This window comes from Enterobacter sp. C6, assembly GCF_008122455.1.
GTDB classification, from domain to species: domain Bacteria; phylum Pseudomonadota; class Gammaproteobacteria; order Enterobacterales; family Enterobacteriaceae; genus Enterobacter; species Enterobacter pseudoroggenkampii.
The window spans coordinates 1-23664 of record NZ_QPFW01000244.1 but is presented as its reverse complement, the minus strand read 5'-3'; the positions used below and the strand labels follow the sequence as shown (position 1 = coordinate 23664).

Sequence of the window (23664 nt, the reverse complement as noted above, 5' to 3'; positions counted from 1 at the left end):
TATGGTGCGTTGGCTGCGTTTACCCACCCCGGTCACTTACTCATGTAAGCTCCCGGGGATGAGCAAACTTGCCGCCTTCCCTAAATTCAAAATCCAAAGGATTTACAATTAATTAGAGGAAGAAAACATGACAATCCGCAATCACACACTCGGTTTCCCTCGCGTTGGCCTGCGTCGCGAGCTGAAAAAAGCGCAAGAAAGCTACTGGGCGGGGAACGCCACCCGTGAAGAACTGCTGGCGGTGGGACGCGAGCTGCGCGCCCGTCACTGGGATCAGCAAAAACAGGCGGGCATTGACCTGTTGCCGGTGGGCGATTTCGCCTGGTACGACCATGTTCTGACGACCAGCCTGCTGCTTGGCAACGTGCCGGCTCGTCATCAGAACAAAGATGGATCGGTAGATATCGATACCCTGTTCCGCATCGGCCGTGGCCGTGCGCCAACGGGTGAGCCAGCGGCAGCGGCGGAAATGACCAAGTGGTTCAACACCAACTATCACTATATGGTGCCGGAGTTCGTGAAAGGTCAGCAGTTCAGGCTGACCTGGACGCAGCTTCTGGATGAAGTGGACGAAGCGCTGGCGCTGGGCCATCAGGTGAAACCGGTTCTGCTCGGGCCGGTAACGTACCTGTGGCTGGGTAAAGTAAAAGGCGAGCCGTTTGACCGACTCAGCCTGCTGAAGGACATTCTGCCGGTCTATAAACAGGTGCTGATTGAGCTGGGCAAACGCGGCATTCAGTGGGTACAAATCGACGAACCGGCGCTGGTGCTCGAGCTGCCCCAGGAATGGCTCGATGCCTTCAAACCGGCGTATGACGCGCTGGCGGGGCAAGTGAAGCTGCTGCTGACCACCTATTTCGAAAGCGTAACGCCGAACCTTAACACCATTACCGCGTTGCCGGTTCAGGGCCTGCACGTTGACCTCGTACACGGTAAAGACGATGTGGCGGAGCTGCATAAGCGCCTGCCTGTGGACTGGCTGCTTTCCGCCGGGCTGATTAACGGTCGTAACGTCTGGCGTGCCGATCTCACCGGGAAATACGCTCAAATAAAAGACATCGTCGGCAAACGTGAGCTATGGGTGGCTTCGTCCTGCTCCCTGCTGCACAGCCCGATCGATTTGAGCGTCGAAACCCGCCTGGATGCTGAGGTGAAAAGCTGGTTTGCCTTCGCCCTGCAAAAATGCGAAGAGCTGACGCTGCTGCGCGATGCGCTGAACAGCGGCGACACGGCGGCGATCGCCGAATGGAGCGTACCGATCCAGGCGCGTCGTCACTCGGCGCGCGTGCACAACCCGGCGGTGGAAAAACGCCTGGCGGCCATCACCGCCCAGGACAGCCAGCGTCAGAGCCCGTATGAAGTCCGCGCCGAAGCGCAGCGTGCCCGCTTCAACCTGCCTGCGTGGCCGACCACCACCATCGGTTCCTTCCCACAAACCACCGAAATCCGTGGCCTGCGTCTGGACTTCAAAAAGGGCAATCTGGATGCGAATCACTACCGCACCGGTATCGCCGAACACATCAAGCAGGCGATTATCGAGCAGGAACGTCTGGGTCTGGACGTACTGGTACACGGTGAGGCCGAGCGTAACGACATGGTGGAATACTTCGGTGAGCATCTCGACGGCTTTGTGTTTACCCAGAATGGCTGGGTGCAGAGCTACGGCTCCCGCTGCGTGAAGCCGCCGGTGGTGATCGGCGACGTCAGCCGTACGGAAGCGATCACCGTGGAGTGGGCGAAATACGCGCAGTCCCTCACGGACAAGCCGGTGAAAGGCATGCTCACTGGTCCGGTGACCATTCTTTGCTGGTCCTTCCCGCGTGAAGACGTGACCCGTGAAACCATCGCCAAACAGATTGCCCTGGCACTGCGTGATGAAGTGGCGGATCTGGAAGCAGCAGGCATTGGCATTATTCAGATTGACGAACCGGCCCTGCGCGAAGGCCTGCCGTTGCGTCGCAGCGACTGGGATGCCTACCTGCAGTGGGGTGTGGAAGCGTTCCGCATCAACGCCGCGGTGGCGAAGGACGACACCCAGATCCACACCCACATGTGTTACTGCGAATTTAACGACATCATGGATTCGATTGCCGCGCTGGACGCCGACGTGATCACCATTGAGACGTCGCGCTCAGACATGGAGCTTCTGGAGTCGTTCGAAGAGTTCGAGTACCCGAACGAAATCGGGCCGGGCGTGTACGACATTCACTCCCCGAACGTGCCGAGCGTGGAGTGGATTGAAGCCCTGCTGAAAAAAGCGGCCCAGCGCATTCCGGCTGAGCGCCTGTGGGTGAATCCGGACTGCGGCCTGAAAACCCGCGGCTGGCCGGAGACGCGTGCGGCGCTGGCGAATATGGTGAAGGCAGCACAGAACTTGCGTCAGGCATAATTGTGACGCGCGATGGCCGGGCGTCTGCCCGGCCTGTAATGCGCATTCTTAGCTCAGATCAACGCCGTTGCTGGCAATCACTTTTTGGTACCACCAGAAGGAGTCTTTTTTCAGCCGTTTCAACGTACCGTTGCCTTCATCGTCCTGATCGACATAGATAAAACCGTAGCGTTTGGACATCTGCGAGGTGCCCGCACTAATGATGTCGATACAGCCCCACGTGGTGAACCCCATCACCTCCACGCCTTCATTAATCGCGGCCAGCGTTTGCGCGAAATGCGCGCGGAAATAGTCGATTCGATAGCTATCGTGGATCTTGCCGTTTTCGACCACATCCTTCGCGCCCAGACCGTTTTCAACGATAAACAGCGGCTTCTGGTAACGGTCATACAGCTCCAGCAGCGAGATTTTCAACCCAAGCGGATCAATCTGCCATCCCCATTCGGACGCAGGCAGATACGGGTTTTTCACACCGAGAACGGTATTCCCGGGAATGCGTTCGGCGTCAGGCTGAGTGGATTCGGTCATCGACATGTAATAGCTGAAGGAGACGAAATCGACGGTATGCGCCTTTAAAATACGCCGATCGTCAGGGTGCATTTCAATATGGATATTTCGTCGTTCCAGATCGCGCAGGATCAGCGGCGGATAGTCGCCAAATACCTGCACGTCAGCATAAAAATAGTTTTCCAGGTTTTTCTTCAGCGTGGCTTCAACGTCTTCCGGACGGCAGCTGTGCGGATAGGTCGTCAGTTTGGTCAGCATGCACCCGACCTGGCTGCCCGGAATTTTGGCGTGGCAGTCGCGGGTGACCAGTGCAGACGCGACAAACTGATGATGCAGACCCTGATAGATATCCTGTTTCGCGTTGCCCGGCGCGCTTTTCTCTTCGCGAATGCCCGCGGTCGTAAAGGGATGGCGGTGAATACTGTCTATTTCATTGAAGGTTAGCCAGTAACGCACCAGCTCTTTGTAGCGGTCGAAACAAACATTGCTGAAGCGAACAAAGGCATCAACCACATTACGATGCACCCAGCCGTTATATTTTTCGCTCAGCGCCAGCGGCATTTCGTAGTGGGAAAGGGTGACCAGCGGCTCGATGTTATGACGACGCAGCTCGCGGAACAGTTCTTCATAAAACTGCAGCCCGGCCTCGTTTGGCGCGGCGTCCTCGCCGGTCGGGAAAATACGCGACCAGGCAATGGATACGCGCAGTACCTTAAAACCCATCTCAGCAAACAGCGCGATGTCGTCTTTATAGTGGTGATAAAAATCGATGCCGCGGCGTTTCGGGTATCGCGCATCATTTTTACCTTCAAACGCGTCGCGAATATTTTCGTCCGTCAGGGCCATGTGGCCGCTGTAATCTTTCACGGAGAGGTTGGGTTTCCAGGCGACAGCGTCGGCAACGGACGGCCCTTTGCCGTCCACGTTCCATGCGCCTTCGGCCTGGTTGGCGGCAATCGCGCCGCCCCATAAAAAACCGTGTGGAAACGCGAGGGAATTGTCCATAACACGCACTCCTTATGCGTCATGATGATGGGAAAGGCTTACCCTTTTTTACCACCGTACTGACGGAACCACGTAAGCATCCGCTGCCATCCATCTTTAGCCGATTCAGCGTGATAGCTCGGACGATAGTCGGCGTTAAACGCATGCCCGGCATCCGGGTAAACCACAATCTCCGCCTTCGCATTTGCCGCGCGGAGCGCATGGCGCATGGTTTCTACCGAATCCAGCGAAATACCGGTGTCCTGACCGCCGTAAAGCCCTAACACGGGGGCATTTAACTCGGTGGCGATATCAACCGGATGTTTCGGTGAATTCAGCGTTTTTTCACCCACCAGTTTGCCGTACCAGGCGACAGCGGCTTTGAGCTGCGGGTTATGCGCGGCATACAGCCAGCTAATGCGTCCGCCCCAGCAGAAACCGGTGACCAGCAAACGATGGGGATCGCCCCCGTTGCGCGCCGCCCAGCTGGCGACGTGGTCGAGGTCGGCCAGCACCTGCGCGTCCGGGACTTTGCTGACCAGGTTGCTGAGCAAGGTAGGAATATCGCTGTAGTCGTTCGGATCGCCCTGACGGAAGTAGAGCTCTGGCGCAACGGCCAGATAGCCTTCTAGCGCCAGCCGGCGGCAGAGGTCGCGAATGTGTTCGTGAACACCGAAAATTTCCTGAATCACGATCACGATGGGCAGCGGGCCGTCTGCCGATTTTGGTCGTGCGTGGTAAGCAGGCATGTTCTCTCCCTGCGTGGGAATAGAGGTCTCACCCGCGGTGATGGCATCTTCAGACGTTGAGACGATGGTTGAGGCATGCGGGGCCGCAGCAGGTGCAAAACCGGTTTTTTCAGTCATGGCATTCTCCGTACCAATCAGTTAGCGCAAAGGTAAATATAGACACCAGGTTAACAACTCACAGTGCCTTAAACGGTCTATCTTTTGTGCAGCACCTGACGATATAACTTGTTAATGTGATGTAAATCACTTTTTGATGGAAATTCGATGCAATCATTTTCATTCATGGTGAGATGCGTCACGAAATTATGCTTACTGCTTCTGTAAAGTACCGTTTTACTTCTTCTGACTAACCGACCCACAGAGGAGTCACCTATGTCTAAGTCTGATGTTTTTCATCTCGGCCTCACTAAAAACGATTTACAAGGGGCTACGCTCGCTATCGTCCCTGGCGATCCAGAGCGTGTGGAAAAGATCGCCGCGCTGATGGATAAGCCGGTTAAGCTGGCAGCCCATCGTGAATTTACCACCTGGCGCGCAGAGCTGGATGGTAAAGCCGTGATTGTGTGTTCTACCGGTATCGGTGGCCCGTCTACTTCGATTGCTGTTGAAGAGCTGGCACAGCTGGGCATTCGTACTTTCCTGCGTATCGGTACCACTGGCGCTATTCAGCCGCATATCAACGTCGGCGACGTGCTGGTGACGACCGCGTCTGTGCGTCTGGATGGCGCAAGCCTCCACTTTGCACCGATGGAGTTCCCGGCGGTGGCAGATTTCGAGTGCACCACCGCGCTGGTTGAAGCCGCGAAATCCGTGGGCGCCACCACCCACGTGGGCGTGACCGCTTCGTCCGATACCTTCTACCCGGGCCAGGAGCGTTACGACACCTTCTCTGGCCGCGTGGTAAGCCGCTTCAAAGGCTCCATGGAAGAGTGGCAGTCGATGGGCGTGATGAACTACGAAATGGAATCCGCCACGCTGCTGACCATGTGCGCAAGCCAGGGTCTGCGTGCCGGTATGGTGGCGGGCGTCATCGTCAACCGTACCCAGCAGGAGATCCCGAACGCCGAAACCATGAAGCAGACCGAAAGCCATGCAGTGAAAATCGTGGTCGAAGCCGCGCGTCGCCTGATCTAGTCCCCTCTTTTCGAAATCAAAGGCCGGCACGTTCGGCCTTTATTTTTTGCGTAGCGCCTCGCAGGAAAACCCTTTCAAACTGGACGTTTATACAGCACAATCTTATTTTGTGCAGGTAATACGTTGATGCAGGGGGCATTGTGGATATCTCAGTCCTGATTTATGCGGTGATTGCGCTGGTGGGCATGGCGATAGGCTGGCTCATTTCCAGCTATCAGCATGCACAGCAGAAGGCCGATCAACTGGCAGAGCGCGAAGAGATAGTCGCTGAATTAAGTGCGGCAAAGCAGCAGCTTGCGCTGAGTGACCACTGGCGCGACGAGTGCGAGCTGCTTAACAACGAGCTGCGCAATCTCCGTGATATCAACACCTCGCTGGAGGCCGATCTCCGCGAAGTGACCACCCGCCTTGAATCCACTCAGCTGCATGCGGAAGACAAAATCCGCCAGATGATCAACAGCGAGCAGCGCCTCAGCGAACAGTTTGAGAACCTCGCCAACCGTATTTTCGAGCACAGCAACCGCCGCGTTGATGAACAGAACCGCCAGAGCCTTAACAGCCTGCTGACGCCGCTGCGTGAACAGCTGGACGGTTTTCGTCGTCAGGTGCAGGACAGTTTTGGTCAGGAAGCCCGCGAGCGGCACACCCTGGCGCATGAGATTCGCAATCTCCAGCAGCTGAATGCCCAGATGGCGCAGGAAGCGGTCAACCTGACCCGCGCGCTCAAAGGGGATAACAAAACCCAGGGCAACTGGGGAGAAGTGGTGCTGACCCGCGTACTGGAAGCCTCCGGCCTGCGGGAAGGATATGAATACGAAACGCAGGTGAGTATCGAAAACGACGCCCGCTCGCGCATGCAGCCGGATGTGATTGTGCGGCTGCCGCAGGGTAAAGATGTGGTGATTGACGCCAAAATGACCCTGGTGGCGTATGAGCGTTACTTCAACGCGGAGGATGACTACACCCGCGAATCGGCGCTGCAGGAGCACATTGCCTCCGTGCGTAACCACATTCGCCTGCTCGGCAGAAAAGACTATCAGCAGTTGCCGGGTCTTCGCTCGCTGGACTATGTCCTGATGTTTATTCCGGTAGAGCCCGCGTTTCTGCTGGCACTCGACAGGCAGCCTGAACTCATCACCGAAGCGCTCAAAAATAACATTATGCTTGTCAGCCCTACCACGTTGCTGGTGGCGTTACGTACCATTGCGAACCTGTGGCGCTATGAACACCAGAGCCGCAACGCGCAGCAGATTGCCGATCGTGCCAGCAAGCTGTACGACAAAATGCGCCTCTTCGTGGACGACATGTCCTCAGTCGGGCAGAGCCTGGATCGTGCGCAGGATAACTACCGCCAGGCGATGAAAAAACTCGCCTCGGGACGCGGCAATCTGCTGGCGCAGGCCGAATCATTCCGCAGCCTGGGGGTAGAGGTTAAACGCGAGATTAATCCGGAATTGGTGGAACAGGCCACCGCCCAGGACGACGAGTTTCGCCTGCGAGAAGGTGCGGACGAACAAAAGACAAACAGTGAAGACAACACGTTAGCGGTGGATTTATCACCAGACGAGACTCCAGCGCGTTTCTTTCGCGGTGGTTGAAACGTAGGGCAAACGCGCCCAATCTGTTACACTTCACGAACATTTTACTGATAAGCAGGCTCTGAGATGGCTGACGATTCACAAGACACAACGCACTTTGGCTTTCAGACTGTCGCCAAAGCGCAGAAAGCTGACATGGTGGCCCACGTATTTCATTCCGTGGCGGCGAAGTACGATGTAATGAATGACCTGATGTCGTTCGGCATTCATCGCTTGTGGAAGCGCTTCACCATTGACTGTAGCGGCGTGCGTCGCGGACAAACGGTGCTGGATTTAGCCGGCGGTACGGGCGATTTAACCGCGAAATTCTCTCGCCTGGTGGGCGAAACCGGGCGCGTTGTCCTCGCCGATATTAATGACTCCATGCTGAAAATGGGCCGCGAAAAGCTGCGTAACATCGGCGTGGTGGGGAACGTGGAATATGTTCAGGCAAACGCCGAAGCGCTGCCGTTCCCGGACAATACCTTTGACTGCATCACGATCTCCTTCGGTCTGCGTAACGTGACCGATAAAGAAAAGGCGCTGCGCTCCATGTACCGCGTGTTGAAACCGGGTGGACGCCTGCTGGTGCTCGAGTTCTCGAAACCGATCATTGAGCCGCTGAGCAAAGCCTACGACGCCTATTCCTTCCACGTGCTGCCGCGCATCGGTGAGCTGGTGGCCAACGATGCGGAAAGTTACCGCTATCTGGCGGAATCTATCCGTATGCACCCGGATCAGGACACCTTAAAAGCCATGATGCAGGATGCAGAATTTGAGAACGTTGAATATTTCAACCTGACGGCGGGTGTCGTCGCGCTGCATCGCGGTTACAAATTCTGAGTGGAGGTGTCCCGTGCCCTTTAAACCCTTAGTCTCCGCAGGCATCGAGAATGTACTGAATGCTTTCCTGTATCGCGCTCCGGCGCTGAAAGCTGCGCGTCAGCGGCTAAACGGGAAGGTATTGCGCATTGTTTTAAAAGAGTTATCGACGCCGCTTGTACTGGTCTTCAGCGAACGCCAGCTTGACGTACTGGGGGAGTGGGAAGGTGAAGCTGACTGCTCGGTCATCACGCACATGAGCGTGCTGCCAAAACTGCGCGATCGCCAGCAATTAACGGCGCTTATCCGCAGCGGTGAGCTGGAAGTAGAAGGCGACATTCAGGTCGTGCAGAACTTCGTTGCGCTCACCGATCTTGCGGAGTTCGACCCGGCAGAGCTGCTCGCGCCTTTTATTGGCGACATCGCCGCCGAAGGCATCGGGAAAGTCCTTCATGGTGGCGCCTCCTTTGCGCGTAAAAGCCTGCATCGTCAGCAACGCTATGCGGCGGAAGTGCTGACGGAGGAGTGGCGAATGGCGCCCGGGCCATTGGAAGTGGCGTGGTTTGCGGAAGAGACCGCTGCTGTTGAACGTGCGGTTGATGCGTTAACCAAACGGCTGGAAAAACTGGAGGGCAAATGACGCCTGGTGAAATTCGGCGCCTCTATTTTATTATTCGCACCTTTTTGAGCTACGGGCTCGACGAGCTTATCCCCAAAATGCGTATCACGCTGCCGCTTCGTATCTGGCGGCGGATGCTGTTCTGGATGCCCAATCGCCATAAAGGTCAGCCGCTGGGTGAGCGTCTTCGCCTGGCGCTGCAGGAGCTCGGTCCGGTTTGGATTAAATTTGGACAGATGCTGTCGACCCGTCGCGATCTCTTCCCGCCGCTTATTGCCGATGAGCTCGCGATGCTGCAGGACCGCGTCGCACCGTTTGACGGCGCGCGCGCGAAAAAGCAAATTGAAGAGGCGATGGGAAATGTACCCGTCGAGACCTGGTTTGACGATTTCGACATTCACCCACTGGCATCGGCCTCTATCGCGCAGGTGCATACCGCGCGTCTGAAAGAAAACGGCAAAGAAGTTGTTATTAAGGTCATTCGTCCGGACATCCTGCCCATCATCAAAGCAGACATGAAGCTGATTTATCGTCTGGCGCGCTGGGTACCACGCTTGCTGCCGGACGGGCGTCGCCTTCGTCCACTGGAAGTGGTGCGGGAATATGAAAAAACGCTGATTGATGAGCTTAACCTGCTGCGCGAATCGGCAAACGCCATTCAGCTGCGTCGCAACTTTGAAAACAGCCCGATGCTCTATGTTCCTGAAGTCTATTCTGACTACTGCAGCCAGAACATGATGGTAATGGAGCGTATCTACGGTATTCCGGTTTCGGATGTGGTGGCCCTGGAGAAGCAGGGAACGAACATGAAGCTGTTGGCCGAGCGTGGGGTACAGGTCTTCTTTACCCAGGTGTTCCGCGACAGCTTTTTCCATGCGGACATGCATCCGGGCAATATCTTCGTGAGCTACGAACACCCTGAGGATCCGAAGTACATCGGTATCGACTGCGGGATTGTGGGGTCACTGAACAAGGAAGATAAACGGTATCTGGCTGAGAACTTCATCGCGTTCTTCAACCGCGACTACCGTAAGGTGGCCGAGCTGCACGTCGATTCAGGCTGGGTGCCGCCGGACACCAACGTCGAGGAGTTCGAGTTCGCGATCCGGACCGTTTGTGAACCGATTTTTGAAAAACCGCTGGCGGAAATCTCCTTCGGGCACGTGCTGTTAAACCTGTTCAACACGGCTCGCCGCTTTAATATGGAAGTTCAGCCACAGCTAGTTTTACTTCAGAAAACATTACTTTACGTTGAGGGTGTAGGCCGACAGCTCTATCCTCAGTTAGACTTGTGGAAGACCGCGAAACCTTTCCTTGAATCCTGGATTAAGGATCAGGTTGGCATTCCGGCGCTGGTGCGCTCTCTGAAAGAGAAAGGCCCGTTCTGGATAGAAAAAATGCCTGAAATTCCTGAACTGGTTTATGACAGTTTGCGTCAGAGCAAGAACCTTCAGCACAGCATGGATAAAATCGCCCGCGAGCTTCAGTCCAGCCGGGTTCGCCAGGGCCAGTCACGCTATCTCTTTGGGATTGGCGCAACGCTGCTGTTGAGCGGTACGCTGCTGCTGATCAACCGTCCGGACTGGCAGATGATGCCCGCCTGGCTGATGGCCGCCGGGGTGGTTGTCTGGCTTGCCGGATGGCGAAAAACGCGCTGAGTTTGCGTCGCTATCGACGGGTCGCATACGTATAATGCGACCTGACTAATTAATCATCTATCCCTGAGGAACATGTATGGGTGGTATCAGTATCTGGCAATTGTTGATCATTGCCGTCATCGTCGTGCTGCTGTTTGGCACCAAAAAGCTCGGTTCTATTGGTTCCGACCTGGGCGCGTCTATCAAAGGCTTCAAGAAAGCGATGAGCGATGATGAGAGCAAGCAGGATAAAACCAGCCAGGACGCTGATTTTACTGCTAAGTCCATCGCCGATAAGCAGGAAGAAGCCAAAAAGGAAGACGCTAAACGCCACGATAAAGAGCAGGTGTAAGTCGTGTTCGACATTGGTTTTAGTGAGCTCCTGCTGGTCTTTGTGATTGGCCTGATTGTGCTGGGGCCGCAGCGTCTGCCGGTGGCGGTGAAGACCGTTGCGGGCTGGGTTCGTGCGCTGAGATCGCTGGCATCGACCGTTCAGAATGAGCTGGCTCAGGAGCTTAAGCTGCAGGAATTTCAGGAAAGCCTTAAAAAGGTCGAGAAGGCGAGCATGGATAACCTGACGCCGGAACTGAAAGCGTCAATGGATGAGCTGCGCGAAGCGGCGGAATCCATGAAGCGCTCCTACAGCGTTAACGATCCTGAAAAAGCGAGCGATGAAGCGAACACCATCCATAACCCGGTGGTGAAGGGCAGCGAGGAGCAGCGCGAGGGCGTAACGCCTGCCAGCGCAGAACATCAGGCTGCCGCGCCAGAACAGACGCCGCAGGAAACCGAAGTGAAAAAACAGGTGCAGCCGGAAGAGCCGGTGGCAAAAACGGCGGAAGTGAAGCCCGCTGCGTCCGTTTCCGAATCATCCCCCTCGTCGAGTGATAAAGCGTAAACATGGCAGTAGATGATACTCAACCGCTGATTGCGCACCTCATTGAGCTGCGTAAGCGCCTGTTAAACTGCATTATTGCGGTTTTACTCATATTCCTGTGCCTGGTCTATTTTGCCAACGATATCTATCAGGTGGTCTCTGCACCGCTGATTAAGCAGATGCCGCTGGGCGCAACGATGATTGCAACAGACGTTGCTTCTCCGTTCTTTACCCCCATCAAGCTGACCTTCTGGGTGTCGTTGATTGCCTCAGCGCCGGTCATTCTTTATCAGGTGTGGGCGTTTGTGGCGCCAGCGCTGTATAAACACGAACGTAAGCTGGTGATCCCGCTGCTGGTGTCTAGTTCGCTGCTGTTCTATATCGGCATGGCGTTTGCCTATTTCGTTGTCTTCCCGCTGGCCTTCGGCTTCCTGACGCATACCGCGCCGGAAGGGGTCCAGGTGTCGACGGATATCGCCAGCTACCTCAGCTTTGTGATGGCGCTGTTTATGGCGTTCGGCGTGGCATTCGAAGTGCCGGTGGCCATTGTGCTGCTTTGCTGGGTAGGGGTAACAACCCCGGATGACCTGCGTAAGAAGCGTCCGTATATCCTGGTGGGCGCCTTTGTGGTCGGCATGCTGCTGACACCGCCGGACGTGTTCTCGCAGACGCTGCTGGCCATACCGATGTACTGTCTGTTTGAGGTCGGCGTATTCTTCTCGCGTTTCTACGTGGGTAAAGGACGTCGAGCGGATGACGAAGACGATACGTCCGACAAGACCACTGAAGAGTAAAACCAGCCGCCCGTCAGGGCGGTTGTTATATGGGGATTTGCATGTTTGATATCGGACTCAATCTGACCAGCTCGCAGTTTGCGAAAGATCGTGATGAGGTGGTTGCGCGTGCGTTTGCTGCCGGGGTGAAAGGGCTGCTGCTGACGGGCACCAACCTGCATGAGAGCGAGCAGGCGCAGCAGCTGGCGCAACGCTACGATCGCTGTTGGTCTACTGCTGGTGTACATCCTCACGACAGTAGCCAGTGGACCCCGGAAAGTGGCGACACCCTGTACAGGCTGGCGAAGACGCCAGAAGTGGTAGCGATCGGCGAATGCGGTCTCGATTTCAACCGTAACTTTTCCACGCCTGAAGAGCAGGAAAAAGCATTCACTGCCCAGCTTGCGCTGGCGGCAGAGCTTGGAATGCCCGTATTTATGCACTGCCGCGACGCGCATGAGCGTTTCCTGGCACTTCTGGAGCCGTGGCTGGAGAAACTGCCCGGCGCGGTACTGCACTGCTTCACCGGTTCACGACAGGAAGCGCTGGATTGCCTGAAGCGAGGGCTTTATCTGGGTGTTACTGGCTGGGTTTGCGATGAGCGTCGCGGGCTCGAACTTCGGGAGCTGTTGCCGGCGATCCCGGCTGACCGGTTGCTCCTTGAAACCGATGCGCCCTATCTGCTACCGCGCGATATGAAACCCAAACCGGCATCGCGGCGAAATGAGCCCGCGTATCTGGGGCACATTGTTGAGAGTGTTGCGAAGTGGCGCGGAGAGGATCCGCACTGGCTTTCAGCGCAGACGGATAACAACGCGCGTAATCTGTTCGGGATAAACGTTTAAAGTTTGCGGAAGTCGGTATTTTTAACGCTCTGCAGCACCTGCTTGTTCAGCAGATTGAGCAACAGCATAGAGCGCGCTTCCCCGTCCGGCTCGGCAAAAATCGCCTGCAGGCCTTCGAAAGCGCCTTCGGTAATTACGACGCTATCGCCCGTGTAAGGGGTTTCGGGGTCGGTGATCCCTTCAGGCTGTTGATAAATCGACAGCTGATGAATGACCGTCGACGGAACCGTTGCCGGGTGAGCACCAAAACGAACGAAGTGGCTGACGCCACGCGTGGCGCTGATGGTGGTGGTGTGGATGACTTCCGGGTCGAACTCCACGAACAGGTAGTTCGGGAACAACGGCTCACTGACGGTTGTGCGCTTCCCGCGCTGCATTTTTTCAAGCGTGATCACGGGCGTCAGGCAATTTACAGACTGACGTTCAAGATGTTCCTGCGCGCGCTGAAGTTGCCCGCGTTTGCAATACAGTAAATACCAGGCCTGCATAATCACTCTTTCCCTTAGTTCGGGGCGCAAGCATATCAAAACCCTGGCGGGATCGCTAAGTTGATTATAATGGGGGAAAACGGAACAGAACGCATAAGTTCACGCTTATTTAACAAAATTACAGCATCAAGCAGGCATACGCCGTATAATGAAGCGCTTACAGAGAGGCCATGATTAACTGCATGAAATACCACGATCTCCGCGACTTCCTGACGCTGCTGGAAAAGCAGGGTGAACTCAAACGTATTACACTTCCTGTTGATCCTTATCTGGAGATGACAGAAATTGCTGACCGCACCCTGCGTGCCGGTGGCCCCGCGTTACTGTTTGAAAATCCGAAAGGGTACTCCATGCCGGTGCTTTGCAACCTGTTTGGTACACCGCGTCGCGTCGCACTGGGGATGGGGCAGGAAGACGTCACGGCCCTGCGCGAAGTCGGTAAGCTGCTGGCCTTCCTGAAAGAGCCGGAGCCGCCGAAAGGCTTCCGCGATCTGTTCGACAAACTGCCGCAGTTTAAGCAGGTGCTGAACATGCCTACCAAACGCCTGCGCGGCGCGCCGTGCCAGCAGAAGGTGCTGGAAGGCGATGAGGTTGATCTGACCAAAATCCCTGTCATGCAGTGCTGGCCGGAAGATGCTGCGCCGCTGATCACCTGGGGGCTCACCGTTACGCGCGGCCCTCACAAAGAGCGGCAAAACCTCGGTATTTACCGCCAGCAGTTGATTGGCAAGAATAAACTCATCATGCGCTGGCTGTCGCATCGCGGCGGCGCGCTGGATTTCCAGGAGTGGTGCGCTGCGCATCCGGGGGAGCGTTTCCCGGTGTCTGTCGCTTTAGGCGCCGATCCGGCCACCATTCTGGGAGCCGTCACCCCCGTGCCGGATACCCTTTCTGAATATGCGTTTGCAGGCCTGCTGCGCGGAACGAAAACCGAAGTCGTGAAGTGTATTTCTAACGATCTCGAAGTTCCGGCCAGTGCAGAAATTGTGCTGGAGGGTTACCTTGAGCAGGGTGAAATGGCGCCAGAAGGCCCTTACGGCGACCACACCGGCTATTACAATGAAGTGGATAACTTCCCGGTGTTTACCGTGACGCACATTACGCAGCGTGAAGATGCGATTTATCACTCCACGTATACCGGACGCCCACCGGACGAACCGGCGGTGCTGGGCGTGGCGCTGAATGAAGTGTTTGTGCCGATCCTGCAAAAGCAGTTCCCGGAAATAGTTGATTTTTATCTGCCGCCTGAAGGATGCTCGTATCGCATGGCGGTGGTCACGATGAAGAAGCAGTATCCAGGTCATGCTAAACGCGTGATGATGGGCGTGTGGTCTTTCCTGCGCCAGTTTATGTATACCAAATTTGTTATTGTCTGCGATGATGACGTTAACGCCCGCGACTGGAATGACGTAATCTGGGCCATTACCACGCGAATGGACCCGGCGCGCGATACGGTGTTAGTCGAAAACACGCCGATAGATTACCTGGATTTTGCCTCGCCGGTTTCCGGTCTTGGCTCAAAGATGGGACTGGATGCCACAAATAAATGGCCTGGCGAAACCGACCGTGAATGGGGTCGCCCGATCAAAAAAGATCCTGCTGTGACCGCGCGCATTGACGCGATCTGGGACGAGCTGGCCATAATGAATAACGGTAAACCCTGAGCTGACCGTTAAGCCCTATAGACTTCCCGACAGAGAGAGCGAATGACAACCTTAAGCTGTAAAGTGACCTCGGTAGATGCCATCACCGACACCGTATATCGCGTCCGTTTAGTGCCAGAAGCGCCATTCTCTTTCCGCGCGGGTCAGTACCTGATGGTTGTGATGGATGAGCGTGATAAGCGTCCTTTCTCTATGGCCTCAACGCCGGCGGAGCAGGAATTTATTGAGCTTCATATTGGTGCGTCAGAGCTTAACCTGTATGCGATGGCGGTGATGGATCGCATCCTGAAGGAACGTGAAATCGTGGTGGATATTCCGCACGGTGATGCGTGGCTGCGCGATGACGAAGACCGTCCGCTGATCCTGATCGCTGGCGGTACAGGCTTCTCCTACGTGCGCTCCATTCTGTTGACCGCACTGGCGCGTAACCCGGACCGTGACATCACCATTTACTGGGGTGGCCGCGAAGAGAAACATCTGTACGATCTGTCTGAACTGGAAGCGCTGAGCGTCACCCATCCTAACCTGCGCATTGAGCCGGTGGTTGAGCAGCCGGAAGAGGGCTGGCGCGGGCGTAGCGGTACGGTGCTGACGGCGGTGCTGCAGGATCACGGTACGCTGGCTGGGCACGATATCTATATCGCTGGCCGTTTCGAGATGGCGAAAATCGCCCGCGATCTGTTCTGTAACGAACGTGATGCGCGTGAAGACCGCCTGTTTGGCGATGCGTTTGCCTTCATTTAAATAAAAAACCCGCCCCTGACAGGCGGGAAGAACGGCAACTAAACTCTCTCTCTTCGCCAGTGACGCCACTGGCGGCGAGGTACCTCTCGTAGGCCGGGAAAGCGCAGCGCCTCCCGGCAAAAGCCCGATGGCGCGATGCTTATCGGGCCTACGTATTAGACCTACACTCTCTCAAACACCGTCGCGATACCCTGACCCAGCCCGATACACATCGTTGCCAGACCAAACTGGGCATCTTTGCGTTCCATCAGGTTGATCAGCGTCGTGCTGATGCGCGCACCGGAGCAGCCCAGCGGGTGACCGAGGGCGATCGCGCCGCCGTTGAGGTTAATCTTCTCGTCGATCTGATCCATCAGCCCCAGATCTTTAATGCATGGCAGGATCTGCGCGGCGAACGCTTCGTTCATCTCGAACAGATCGATGTCGCTGGCGGTTAAGCCCGCTTTTTTCAGCGCCAGCTTCGAGGCCGGAACCGGGCCGTAGCCCATGATTGAAGGATCGCAGCCCACAACCGCCATCGAACGTACCCGAGCGCGAGGGGTTAAGCCCAGCTCGCGGGCGCGGCTTTCGCTCATCACCAGCATCGCCGCGGCACCGTCGGACAGGGCGGACGACGTTCCCGCCGTGACCGTACCGGTGACCGGATCAAACGCCGGGCGCAGGGTAGACAGCGCTTCGACCGTGGTTTCCGGGCGGATGACTTCGTCGTAGCTGAACTGCTTCAGAACGCCGTCTGCGTCGTGACCGCCGGTCGGGATGATCTCATTCTTAAAGGCACCGGACTGTGTCGCCGCCCATGCGCGAGCGTGAGAGCGCGCGGCAAAGGCATCCTGCATTTCACGGCTGATGCCGTGCAGACGAGAAAGCATCTCGGCGGTCAGACCCATCATCCCCGCGGCTTTCGCCACGTTACGGCTCATCCCCGGGTGGAAATCGACCCCGTGGCTCATCGGCACGTGGCCCATGTGCTCAACGCCGCCCACCAGGCAGGCCTGCGCATCGCCGGTCATGATCATGCGCGCCGCGTCGTGCAGCGCCTGCATTGACGAACCGCACAGGCGGTTCACGGTGACGGCCGGAACTGAATGTGGGATCTCCGCCAGCAGCGACGCGTTGCGGGCGATGTTGAAGCCTTGCTCCAGGGTCTGCTGCACGCAGCCCCAGTAGATATCGTCCAGCGCAGCAGGATCCAGCGCCGGGTTACGCGCCAGCAGGCTACGCATCAGGTGCGCGGAGAGGTCTTCCGCACGCACGTTACGGAATGCACCGCCTTTTGAACGGCCCATCGGGGTGCGAATCGCATCAACAATGACAACCTTTTCCATTGTGACTCCTTAAGCCGTTTTCAGTTCGCCAACCGGACGGGCTGGCTCAACTGCTGGATAGTAGGGTTCGTTATGGCGCGCTTTGTTACGCAGCCCTTCCGGCACTTCATACAGCGGGCCGAGGTGCTGATACTGCTGAGCCATATCGAGATAGCGGGCGCTACCGAGCGTGTCCAGCCAGCGGAACGCGCCGCCGTGGAACGGAGGGAAGCCCAGGCCGTATACCAGCGCCATATCGGCTTCTGCAGGGCTGGCGATGATGCCTTCTTCGAGGCAACGCACCACTTCGTTGATCATCGGAATCATCATGCGGGCGATGATCTCATCGTCGGTGAAGTCGCGTTTCGGCGGGCATACGTCAGCCAGCAGGCTATCCACCGCCGCGTCTTCTTCTTTCTTCGGTTTGCCCTTGCTGTCTTCTTTATAACGCCAGAAGCCCAGACCGTTTTTCTGACCGAAGCGGTTAGCGTCGAACAGCGCGTCAATCGCGTCGCGATAGTCTTTCTGCATGCGCTGCGGGAAGCCTGCCGCCATTACCGCCTGGGCGTGGTGGGCGGTATCAATGCCCACAACGTCCAGCAGATACGCCGGTCCCATCGGCCAGCCGAACTGTTTTTCCATCACTTTGTCGATTTTGCGGAAGTCCGCGCCGTCGCGCAGCAGCTGGCTAAAACCGGCGAAATAAGGGAACAGCACGCGGTTGACGAAGAAGCCCGGACAATCGTTAACGACGATCGGCGTTTTGCCCATCTTGCTTGCCCATGCCACCACTTTAGCGATGGTTTCGTCGGAGGTTTTTTCCCCACGGATCACTTCGACCAGCGGCATACGGTGTACCGGGTTGAAGAAGTGCATACCGCAGAAGTTTTCCGGACGCTTCAGCACGCTCGCCAGTTCGCTGATTGGAATGGTGGAGGTGTTAGAGGCCAGCACGGTCTCAGGACGAACCTTGTCTTCCGTTTCCGCCAGCACCGCTTTTTTAACCTTCGGGTTCTCGACGACGGCTTCGACCACCACGTCGACACGGTCGAAACCGCTGTATTCCAGCACGGGCTGAATGGTGGAGATCACGCCTGCAAGCTTCAGACCGTCAATTTTGCCGCGCTCAAGCTGTTTATTCAGCAGCTTGGCCGCTTCGGTCATGCCCAGCGTCAGGGATTTCTCGTTGATGTCTTTCATCACCACCGGCACGCCTTTCCAGGCCGACTGGTAAGCGATGCCGCCACCCATAATGCCCGCGCCGAGTACCGCCGCATGTTTTGGCGTCTCAACGTTTTTAGTCAGCTGTTTGGCTTTGCCTTTCACGAACTGATCGTTCAGGAAGATACCGACCAGCGCGCGGGCTTCATTGGTGTGCGCCAGCGGGACAAAGCTCTGATTTTCGAGCTTCAGCGCTTCATCGCGTCCGAGACGGGCAGCCGCTTCAATGGTTTTCACCGCCGTGATCGGCGCCGGGTAGTGTTTGCCCGCCGTCTGCATGACCATGCCTTTGGCGATGGTGAAGCTCATGGTGGCTTCAATCTTGCTGAGTTTTAACGGCTCCAGCTTCGGCTGGCGTTTGGCTTTCCAGTCGAGATCGCCGTTAATCGCCTGACGCAGAATGGCGACAGCACCTTCAACCAGCTTCTCAGGTTTCACAACGCCGTCGACCAGGCCGATTTTCTGCGCCTGTTCTGCGCCGACGTCTTTACCTGCGGCAATGATCTCCAGCGCGCTGTCGGCACCCAGCATGCGCGGCATACGGACGGAGCCGCCAAAGCCCGGCATGATGCCCAGCTTGGTTTCCGGCAGGCCGATGCGCAGGTCCGGTGTCGCCAGGCGATAGTCTGTCGCCAGCACGCACTCGCAGCCGCCGCCCAGCGCGTAGCCGTTAACGGCGGAAATGGTCGGGACAGGCAGATCTTCCAGACGATTAAAGACGCTGTTGGCAAAGTGCAGCCACTGGCTCAGCTGTTCTTCCGGGACCAGGAACAGCGAAAGGAACTCGGTGATATCGGCACCGACGATAAAGGCCGCTTTGTTCGAACGCAGCAGCAGCCCTTTTAATTCAGGTTGTTTTTCAAGAACATCCAGCGCCTGGCCAAGACTGGCCACCGTCGCGGTATCAAGCTTGTTCACTGAGCCGGGGGCATCGAACACCAGTTCGGCAATGCCATCTTCCAGCCAGTTGAGGTACAGGGTGTCGCCTTTGTAGAGCATGTCAGTCTCCTGAATCCAGCAATTGGATCTGGTCATACCAGATGAATCGGAGTGTGGGATTTATGTTAATAAAATGCAAATTACTCATTAAGAAAATGCTGCATTGATCACGGTCGGTGGAAATCACGCAGCCGGAGTGAGGTGTGCTAAGATGCGATGACTTGAGGTCAAAAAAACGAAAGGAAGAATGATGGACTCACTGGCTTCGCTTTATAAAAATCATATCGTTACCCTACAAGAACGTACCCGCGATGTACTGGCCCGCTTTAAGCTGGATGCGCTGCTGATCCACTCCGGCGAGCTGATGAATACCTTTCTGGATGACCACGCTTATCCGTTTAAGGTGAACCCGCAGTTTAAAGCCTGGGTACCGGTGACGCAGGTTCCAAATTGCTGGCTGCTGGTGGATGGCGTGAACAAACCGAAACTGTGGTTCTACCTGCCGGTCGATTACTGGCACAACGTAGAACCGCTGCCGACCTCTTTCTGGACGGAAGAGATAGAGGTCATTGCGCTGCCGAAAGCGGACGGTATTGGCAGCCAACTGCCTGCCGCGCGCGGCAACATCGGCTACATTGGCCCTGTTCCGGAGCGTGCGCTGAGTCTGGATATTCCGGCAGACAAACTCAATCCGAAAGGGGTGCTGGATTATCTGCACTATTACCGCGCATATAAAACCGACTATGAACTTTACTGCATGCGTGAAGCGCAAAAAACGGCGGTGAATGGTCACCGTGCGGCGCATGAAGCGTTCCAGTCGGGGATGAGCGAGTTCGACATCAATCAGGCCTATCTGACCGCGACAGGCCACCGTGATACCGACGTGCCGTACAGCAATATCGTCGCGCTGAACGAGCACGCGTCTGTGCTTCACTACACCAAACTGGATCACCAGGTTCCGTCGGAAATGCGCAGCTTCCTGCTGGACGCAGGGGCAGAGTACAACGGCTACGCGGCCGACCTGACCCGCACCTGGGCGGCGAATGCGGACACCGAGTTCGCGCAGCTGATCAAAGACGTGAACGATGAACAGCTGGCGCTGATTGCCACCATGAAGGCGGGCACCAGCTATGTGGATTACCACATCCAGTTCCATCAGCGCATCGCCAAACTGCTGCGTAAGCACCAGATTGTGAAAGACATGAGCGAAGAGGCGATGGTCGAGAACGATCTGACCGGGCCCTTCATGCCGCACGGCATTGGTCACCCGCTGGGCCTGCAGGTGCACGACGTTGCGGGCTTTATGCAGGATGATACCGGTACGCACCTGGCGGCACCGTCTAAATATCCTTACCTGCGCTGCACCCGCATTCTGGAACCGCGCATGGTGCTGACGATTGAACCGGGGATCTACTTTATCGAATCCCTGCTGGCGCCGTGGCGTGAAGGCCAGTTCAGCAAGCACTTCAACTGGGAAAAAATTGACGCGCTGAAGCCGTTTGGCGGTATTCGTATCGAAGATAACGTGGTGATTCACGAAAACGGTATCGAGAATATGACGCGAGACCTGAAGCTGGCCTGATGGAAAGCTGGCTAATACCGGCTGAACCGGTCACCTTTGTTGAGGAAATCAAGAAAAGCCGCTTTATTACGCTGCTGGCGCATACCGACGGCGTAGAGGCGGCAAAAGCGTTTGTCGAGTCCGTCCGGGCTGAGCATCCTGACGCCCGTCACCACTGCGTGGCGTGGGTAGCAGGGCCGCCGGACGATTCACAGCAGCTGGGGTTTTCCGATGACGGTGAACCGGCGGGCACGGCCGGTAAACCCATGCTCTCCCAGCTTATGGGCAGCGGCGTGGGCGAAATAACCGCCGTGGTGGTGCGCTACTACGGCGGCATTTTGTTAGGCACCGGTGGGCTGGTTAAAGCCTATGGCGGGGGCGTGCAGCAGGCGCTTAATATGCTGGTCACTACCCGCAAAACGCCGCTTACCGAATATACTTTATTATGCGATTACGCCCAGCTATCGGGTATTGAAGCGCTGCTGCGGCAGTTTAACGGTGTCATCGCACACAGTGAATATCAGGCAATGGTGCAATTACGCGTGGCGCTTCCTCAGGCGGAACTGGCTGCTTTTTCAGCAAAACTGGCTGATTTTAGTCGTGGTTCGTTGCAATTGCTGCCGATTGAAGAATAATCCCCACCTCACTTTTGAATACCAAAGGAAGCGGCAGAGATGCATTTTCGTGCCATAACCCGAATCGTTGGACTGCTGGTCATACTCTTTTCCGGGACGATGATTCTCCCTGGACTGGTGGCGCTTATCTACCGGGACGGCGCGGGGCGGGCATTTACCCAGACCTTCTTTGTCGCGCTGGCGATTGGCTCGCTGCTGTGGTGGCCAAACCGTCGCCAGAAAGGTGAGCTGAAATCTCGCGAAGGGTTTCTGATAGTGGTCCTGTTCTGGACGGTGCTGGGGAGCGTTGGTTCGCTACCCTTTATCTTCTCTGAACAGCCTAACCTGAGCATCACGGATGCCTTTTTTGAATCCTTCTCCGGTTTAACGACCACCGGGGCGACGACGCTGGTGGGGCTGGATTCACTTCCGCACGCCATTCTCTTTTATCGCCAGATGCTGCAGTGGTTCGGGGGGATGGGGATCATCGTCCTGGCGGTGGCCATTCTGCCTATTCTGGGCGTTGGTGGGATGCAGCTCTATCGCGCCGAAATGCCCGGACCGCTGAAAGATAACAAGATGCGCCCGCGTATTGCTGAGACGGCGAAAACTCTCTGGCTTATCTATGTCTTGCTGACGGTGGCCTGTGCGCTGGCGCTATGGTTTGCCGGGATGCCCGCTTTCGACGCCATCGGACACAGCTTCGCGACGATTGCTATCGGCGGGTTCTCCACCCACGATGCCAGCGTCGGCTACTTCGACAGCCCAACGATTAACACGATTATTGCCATTTTCCTGCTGATCTCTGGCTGTAACTATGGCCTGCACTTCTCTTTACTGAGCGGGCGCAGCCTGAAGGTGTACTGGCGTGACCCTGAGTTCCGCATGTTTATTGGCGTCCAGCTGACGCTGGTAATTATCTGTACCCTGGTGCTCTGGTTCCATGATGTCTATAACTCCGCGTTGACCACGCTAAACCAGGCCTTCTTCCAGGTGGTGTCGATGGCGACAACCGCCGGGTTTACTACGGACAGCATCGCCCGTTGGCCGCTGTTCCTGCCGGTGCTTCTGCTCTGTTCCGCGTTTATCGGCGGCTGTGCGGGGTCGACGGGCGGTGGCCTGAAGGTGATCCGTATTCTGCTGCTGTTCAAGCAGGGCAACCGTGAGCTGAAACGCCTGGTCCACCCGAACGCGGTCTACAGCATCAAGCTGGGTAACCGCGCGCTGCCGGAACGTATCCTCGAAGCGGTGTGGGGGTTCTTCTCGGCGTATGCGCTGGTCTTTATCGTCAGTATGCTGGCGATTATCGCGACGGGTGTGGATGATTTCTCCGCCTTTGCGTCGGTCGTCGCAACATTGAACAACCTTGGGCCTGGCCTGGGGGTTGTGGCGGATAACTTTGCCAGTATGAACCCGGTCGCGAAATGGATCCTCATCGCCAATATGCTGTTTGGTCGTCTTGAGGTCTTTACGCTGCTGGTGCTGTTCACCCCTACATTCTGGCGCGAGTAAGGAGCTATTGATGAAGACACTGATTCTTTTCTCTACGCGAGACGGGCAAACGCGCGAGATTGCCGCGTATCTGGCATCGGAATTAAAAGAGCTGGGTATTTACTCGGATGTGGTGAACCTGAACCGTGCTGAGCAGATAAGCTGGCAGGATTACGACCGCGTGGTAATTGGTGCATCTATTCGTTACGGGCATTTCCATCCGGCGCTGGATCGTTTTGTGAAAAAGCACACGGCGGTGCTCAATAAACTGCCCGGTGCATTTTACTCGGTCAATCTGGTCGCGCGTAAACCCGAGAAGCGCACGCCGCAGACCAACAGCTACACGCGCAAGTTTTTACTCAGCTCGCCGTGGCAGCCTGAACTGTGCGCTGTCTTTGCCGGCGCGCTGCGCTACCCTCGCTACCGCTGGTATGACCGCTTTATGATCCGCCTGATTATGAAGATGACCGGGGGCGAAACCGACACGCGTAAAGAAGTGGTTTATACCGACTGGTCGCAGGTAGCCAGTTTTGCGCGAGAAATCGCACATTTAACGGACGATTCGCGACATAAATAAGCGTTAAGTTTGAAAAGTGAGCGAACGAAAAGTTTTTTGTATTTTGTGCTTGTCACTTCAGAATAACTCCCTATAATGCGCCTCCACTGACACGGAACAACGGCACACACGCCGCCGGGTCAGCAGAGAAAAGCGAAAATAAACGCTT

21 protein-coding genes are annotated in these 23664 nt (G+C 56.3%); 16 read left to right on the top strand and 5 right to left on the bottom strand.

Annotation, left to right across the window (positions count from 1 at the left end; genetic code table 11):
• The first annotated feature begins 127 nt into the window (after positions 1–127).
• Positions 128–2389 carry a 5-methyltetrahydropteroyltriglutamate--homocysteine S-methyltransferase gene (gene metE, locus DOU50_RS18935; RefSeq protein ID WP_148769909.1) on the top strand — a complete coding sequence of 754 codons (2262 nt, stop codon included), beginning with the start codon at positions 128–130 and terminating at the stop codon, positions 2387–2389.
• A gap of 48 nt (positions 2390–2437) precedes the next feature.
• Here the strand turns inward: metE and DOU50_RS18930 are convergent, their stop codons facing one another.
• Positions 2438–3901, bottom strand: coding sequence for a glycoside hydrolase family 1 protein (locus tag DOU50_RS18930; RefSeq protein WP_148769908.1), 1464 nt, complete (start codon positions 3899–3901; stop codon positions 2438–2440).
• Between the two features lie 38 nt (positions 3902–3939).
• Entirely contained in the window at positions 3940–4746 is an 807-nt protein-coding gene (locus DOU50_RS18925; RefSeq protein WP_148769907.1) for a dienelactone hydrolase family protein, read from the bottom strand.
• Positions 4747–5001: 255 nt separating this feature from the next.
• On the opposite strand from DOU50_RS18925, the gene udp reads away from it, so the two are divergent.
• The 9 genes from udp (at position 5002) to tatD (ending at position 12913) form a co-directional block, all read left to right on the top strand.
• Positions 5002–5763, top strand: coding sequence for a uridine phosphorylase (gene udp / locus DOU50_RS18920; RefSeq protein ID WP_003860792.1), 762 nt, complete (start codon positions 5002–5004; stop codon positions 5761–5763).
• A 140-nt stretch (positions 5764–5903) separates the two neighbouring features.
• Positions 5904–7361, top strand: a complete 1458-nt coding sequence (rmuC, locus tag DOU50_RS18915) for a DNA recombination protein RmuC (protein ID WP_148769906.1) — start codon at positions 5904–5906, stop codon at positions 7359–7361.
• Positions 7362–7427: 66 nt separating this feature from the next.
• The gene (ubiE, locus tag DOU50_RS18910; protein ID WP_023309612.1) at positions 7428–8183 is read left to right on the top strand and encodes a bifunctional demethylmenaquinone methyltransferase/2-methoxy-6-polyprenyl-1,4-benzoquinol methylase UbiE; all 756 of its coding nucleotides are present in this window, start codon (positions 7428–7430) and stop codon (positions 8181–8183) included.
• A gap of 13 nt (positions 8184–8196) precedes the next feature.
• A complete protein-coding gene (gene ubiJ, locus DOU50_RS18905) occupies positions 8197–8802 on the top strand; it encodes a ubiquinone biosynthesis protein UbiJ (protein WP_061716323.1) in 606 nt (201 codons plus the stop codon).
• Complete coding sequence (gene ubiB / locus DOU50_RS18900) at positions 8799–10439, top strand: ubiquinone biosynthesis regulatory protein kinase UbiB (RefSeq protein ID WP_024907999.1); 1641 nt, start codon at positions 8799–8801, stop codon at positions 10437–10439. Before ubiJ ends, ubiB begins: the two co-directional genes overlap by 4 nt.
• 76 nt (positions 10440–10515) lie before the next feature.
• Positions 10516–10770, top strand: coding sequence for a Sec-independent protein translocase subunit TatA (tatA, locus tag DOU50_RS18895; protein ID WP_024908000.1), 255 nt, complete (start codon positions 10516–10518; stop codon positions 10768–10770).
• A gap of 3 nt (positions 10771–10773) precedes the next feature.
• A complete protein-coding gene (tatB, locus tag DOU50_RS18890) occupies positions 10774–11316 on the top strand; it encodes a Sec-independent protein translocase protein TatB (RefSeq protein ID WP_024908001.1) in 543 nt (180 codons plus the stop codon).
• Positions 11317–11318: 2 nt separating this feature from the next.
• A complete protein-coding gene (gene tatC / locus DOU50_RS18885) occupies positions 11319–12089 on the top strand; it encodes a Sec-independent protein translocase subunit TatC (RefSeq protein ID WP_032646063.1) in 771 nt (256 codons plus the stop codon).
• A gap of 41 nt (positions 12090–12130) precedes the next feature.
• Complete coding sequence (tatD, locus tag DOU50_RS18880) at positions 12131–12913, top strand: 3'-5' ssDNA/RNA exonuclease TatD (RefSeq protein ID WP_148769905.1); 783 nt, start codon at positions 12131–12133, stop codon at positions 12911–12913.
• Here tatD and rfaH read toward each other — a convergent pair.
• Complete coding sequence (gene rfaH, locus DOU50_RS18875) at positions 12910–13401, bottom strand: transcription/translation regulatory transformer protein RfaH (protein WP_023309605.1); 492 nt, start codon at positions 13399–13401, stop codon at positions 12910–12912. The two genes, tatD and rfaH, sit on opposite strands and share 4 nt — an antisense overlap.
• 173 nt (positions 13402–13574) lie before the next feature.
• Here rfaH and ubiD point away from each other — a divergent pair, with 173 nt between their 5' ends.
• Positions 13575–15065 (top strand): 4-hydroxy-3-polyprenylbenzoate decarboxylase, encoded by a 1491-nt coding sequence (gene ubiD / locus DOU50_RS18870; RefSeq protein WP_194266162.1) that lies wholly within the window; start codon positions 13575–13577, stop codon positions 15063–15065.
• A 42-nt stretch (positions 15066–15107) separates the two neighbouring features.
• Complete coding sequence (gene fre, locus DOU50_RS18865) at positions 15108–15809, top strand: NAD(P)H-flavin reductase (RefSeq protein ID WP_008501516.1); 702 nt, start codon at positions 15108–15110, stop codon at positions 15807–15809.
• Between the two features lie 161 nt (positions 15810–15970).
• Here fre and fadA read toward each other — a convergent pair whose 3' ends face one another.
• Together fadA and fadB are read right to left on the bottom strand one after the other, a co-directional pair.
• Positions 15971–17134: an acetyl-CoA C-acyltransferase FadA gene (fadA, locus tag DOU50_RS18860; protein WP_090420960.1), complete on the bottom strand. Its 1164-nt coding sequence runs from the start codon at positions 17132–17134 to the stop codon at positions 15971–15973.
• A 9-nt stretch (positions 17135–17143) separates the two neighbouring features.
• Positions 17144–19333 carry a fatty acid oxidation complex subunit alpha FadB gene (gene fadB / locus DOU50_RS18855; RefSeq protein ID WP_148769903.1) on the bottom strand — a complete coding sequence of 730 codons (2190 nt, stop codon included), beginning with the start codon at positions 19331–19333 and terminating at the stop codon, positions 17144–17146.
• A 190-nt stretch (positions 19334–19523) separates the two neighbouring features.
• Here fadB and pepQ point away from each other — a divergent pair, with 190 nt between their 5' ends.
• From pepQ to hemG, 4 genes are read left to right on the top strand one after another with little or no spacing between them, the layout of a single operon-like run.
• Positions 19524–20855, top strand: coding sequence for a Xaa-Pro dipeptidase (gene pepQ / locus DOU50_RS18850; RefSeq protein ID WP_148769929.1), 1332 nt, complete (start codon positions 19524–19526; stop codon positions 20853–20855).
• Positions 20855–21469, top strand: a complete 615-nt coding sequence (locus DOU50_RS18845; protein ID WP_024908007.1) for an IMPACT family protein — start codon at positions 20855–20857, stop codon at positions 21467–21469. The genes pepQ and DOU50_RS18845 overlap by 1 nt, the downstream gene beginning before the upstream one ends.
• Before the next feature lie 39 nt (positions 21470–21508).
• Complete coding sequence (trkH, locus tag DOU50_RS18840; RefSeq protein WP_023309600.1) at positions 21509–22960, top strand: Trk system potassium transporter TrkH; 1452 nt, start codon at positions 21509–21511, stop codon at positions 22958–22960.
• A gap of 10 nt (positions 22961–22970) precedes the next feature.
• Positions 22971–23516: a menaquinone-dependent protoporphyrinogen IX dehydrogenase gene (hemG, locus tag DOU50_RS18835; RefSeq protein WP_148769902.1), complete on the top strand. Its 546-nt coding sequence runs from the start codon at positions 22971–22973 to the stop codon at positions 23514–23516.
• The last annotated feature ends 148 nt before the right edge of the window (positions 23517–23664 follow it).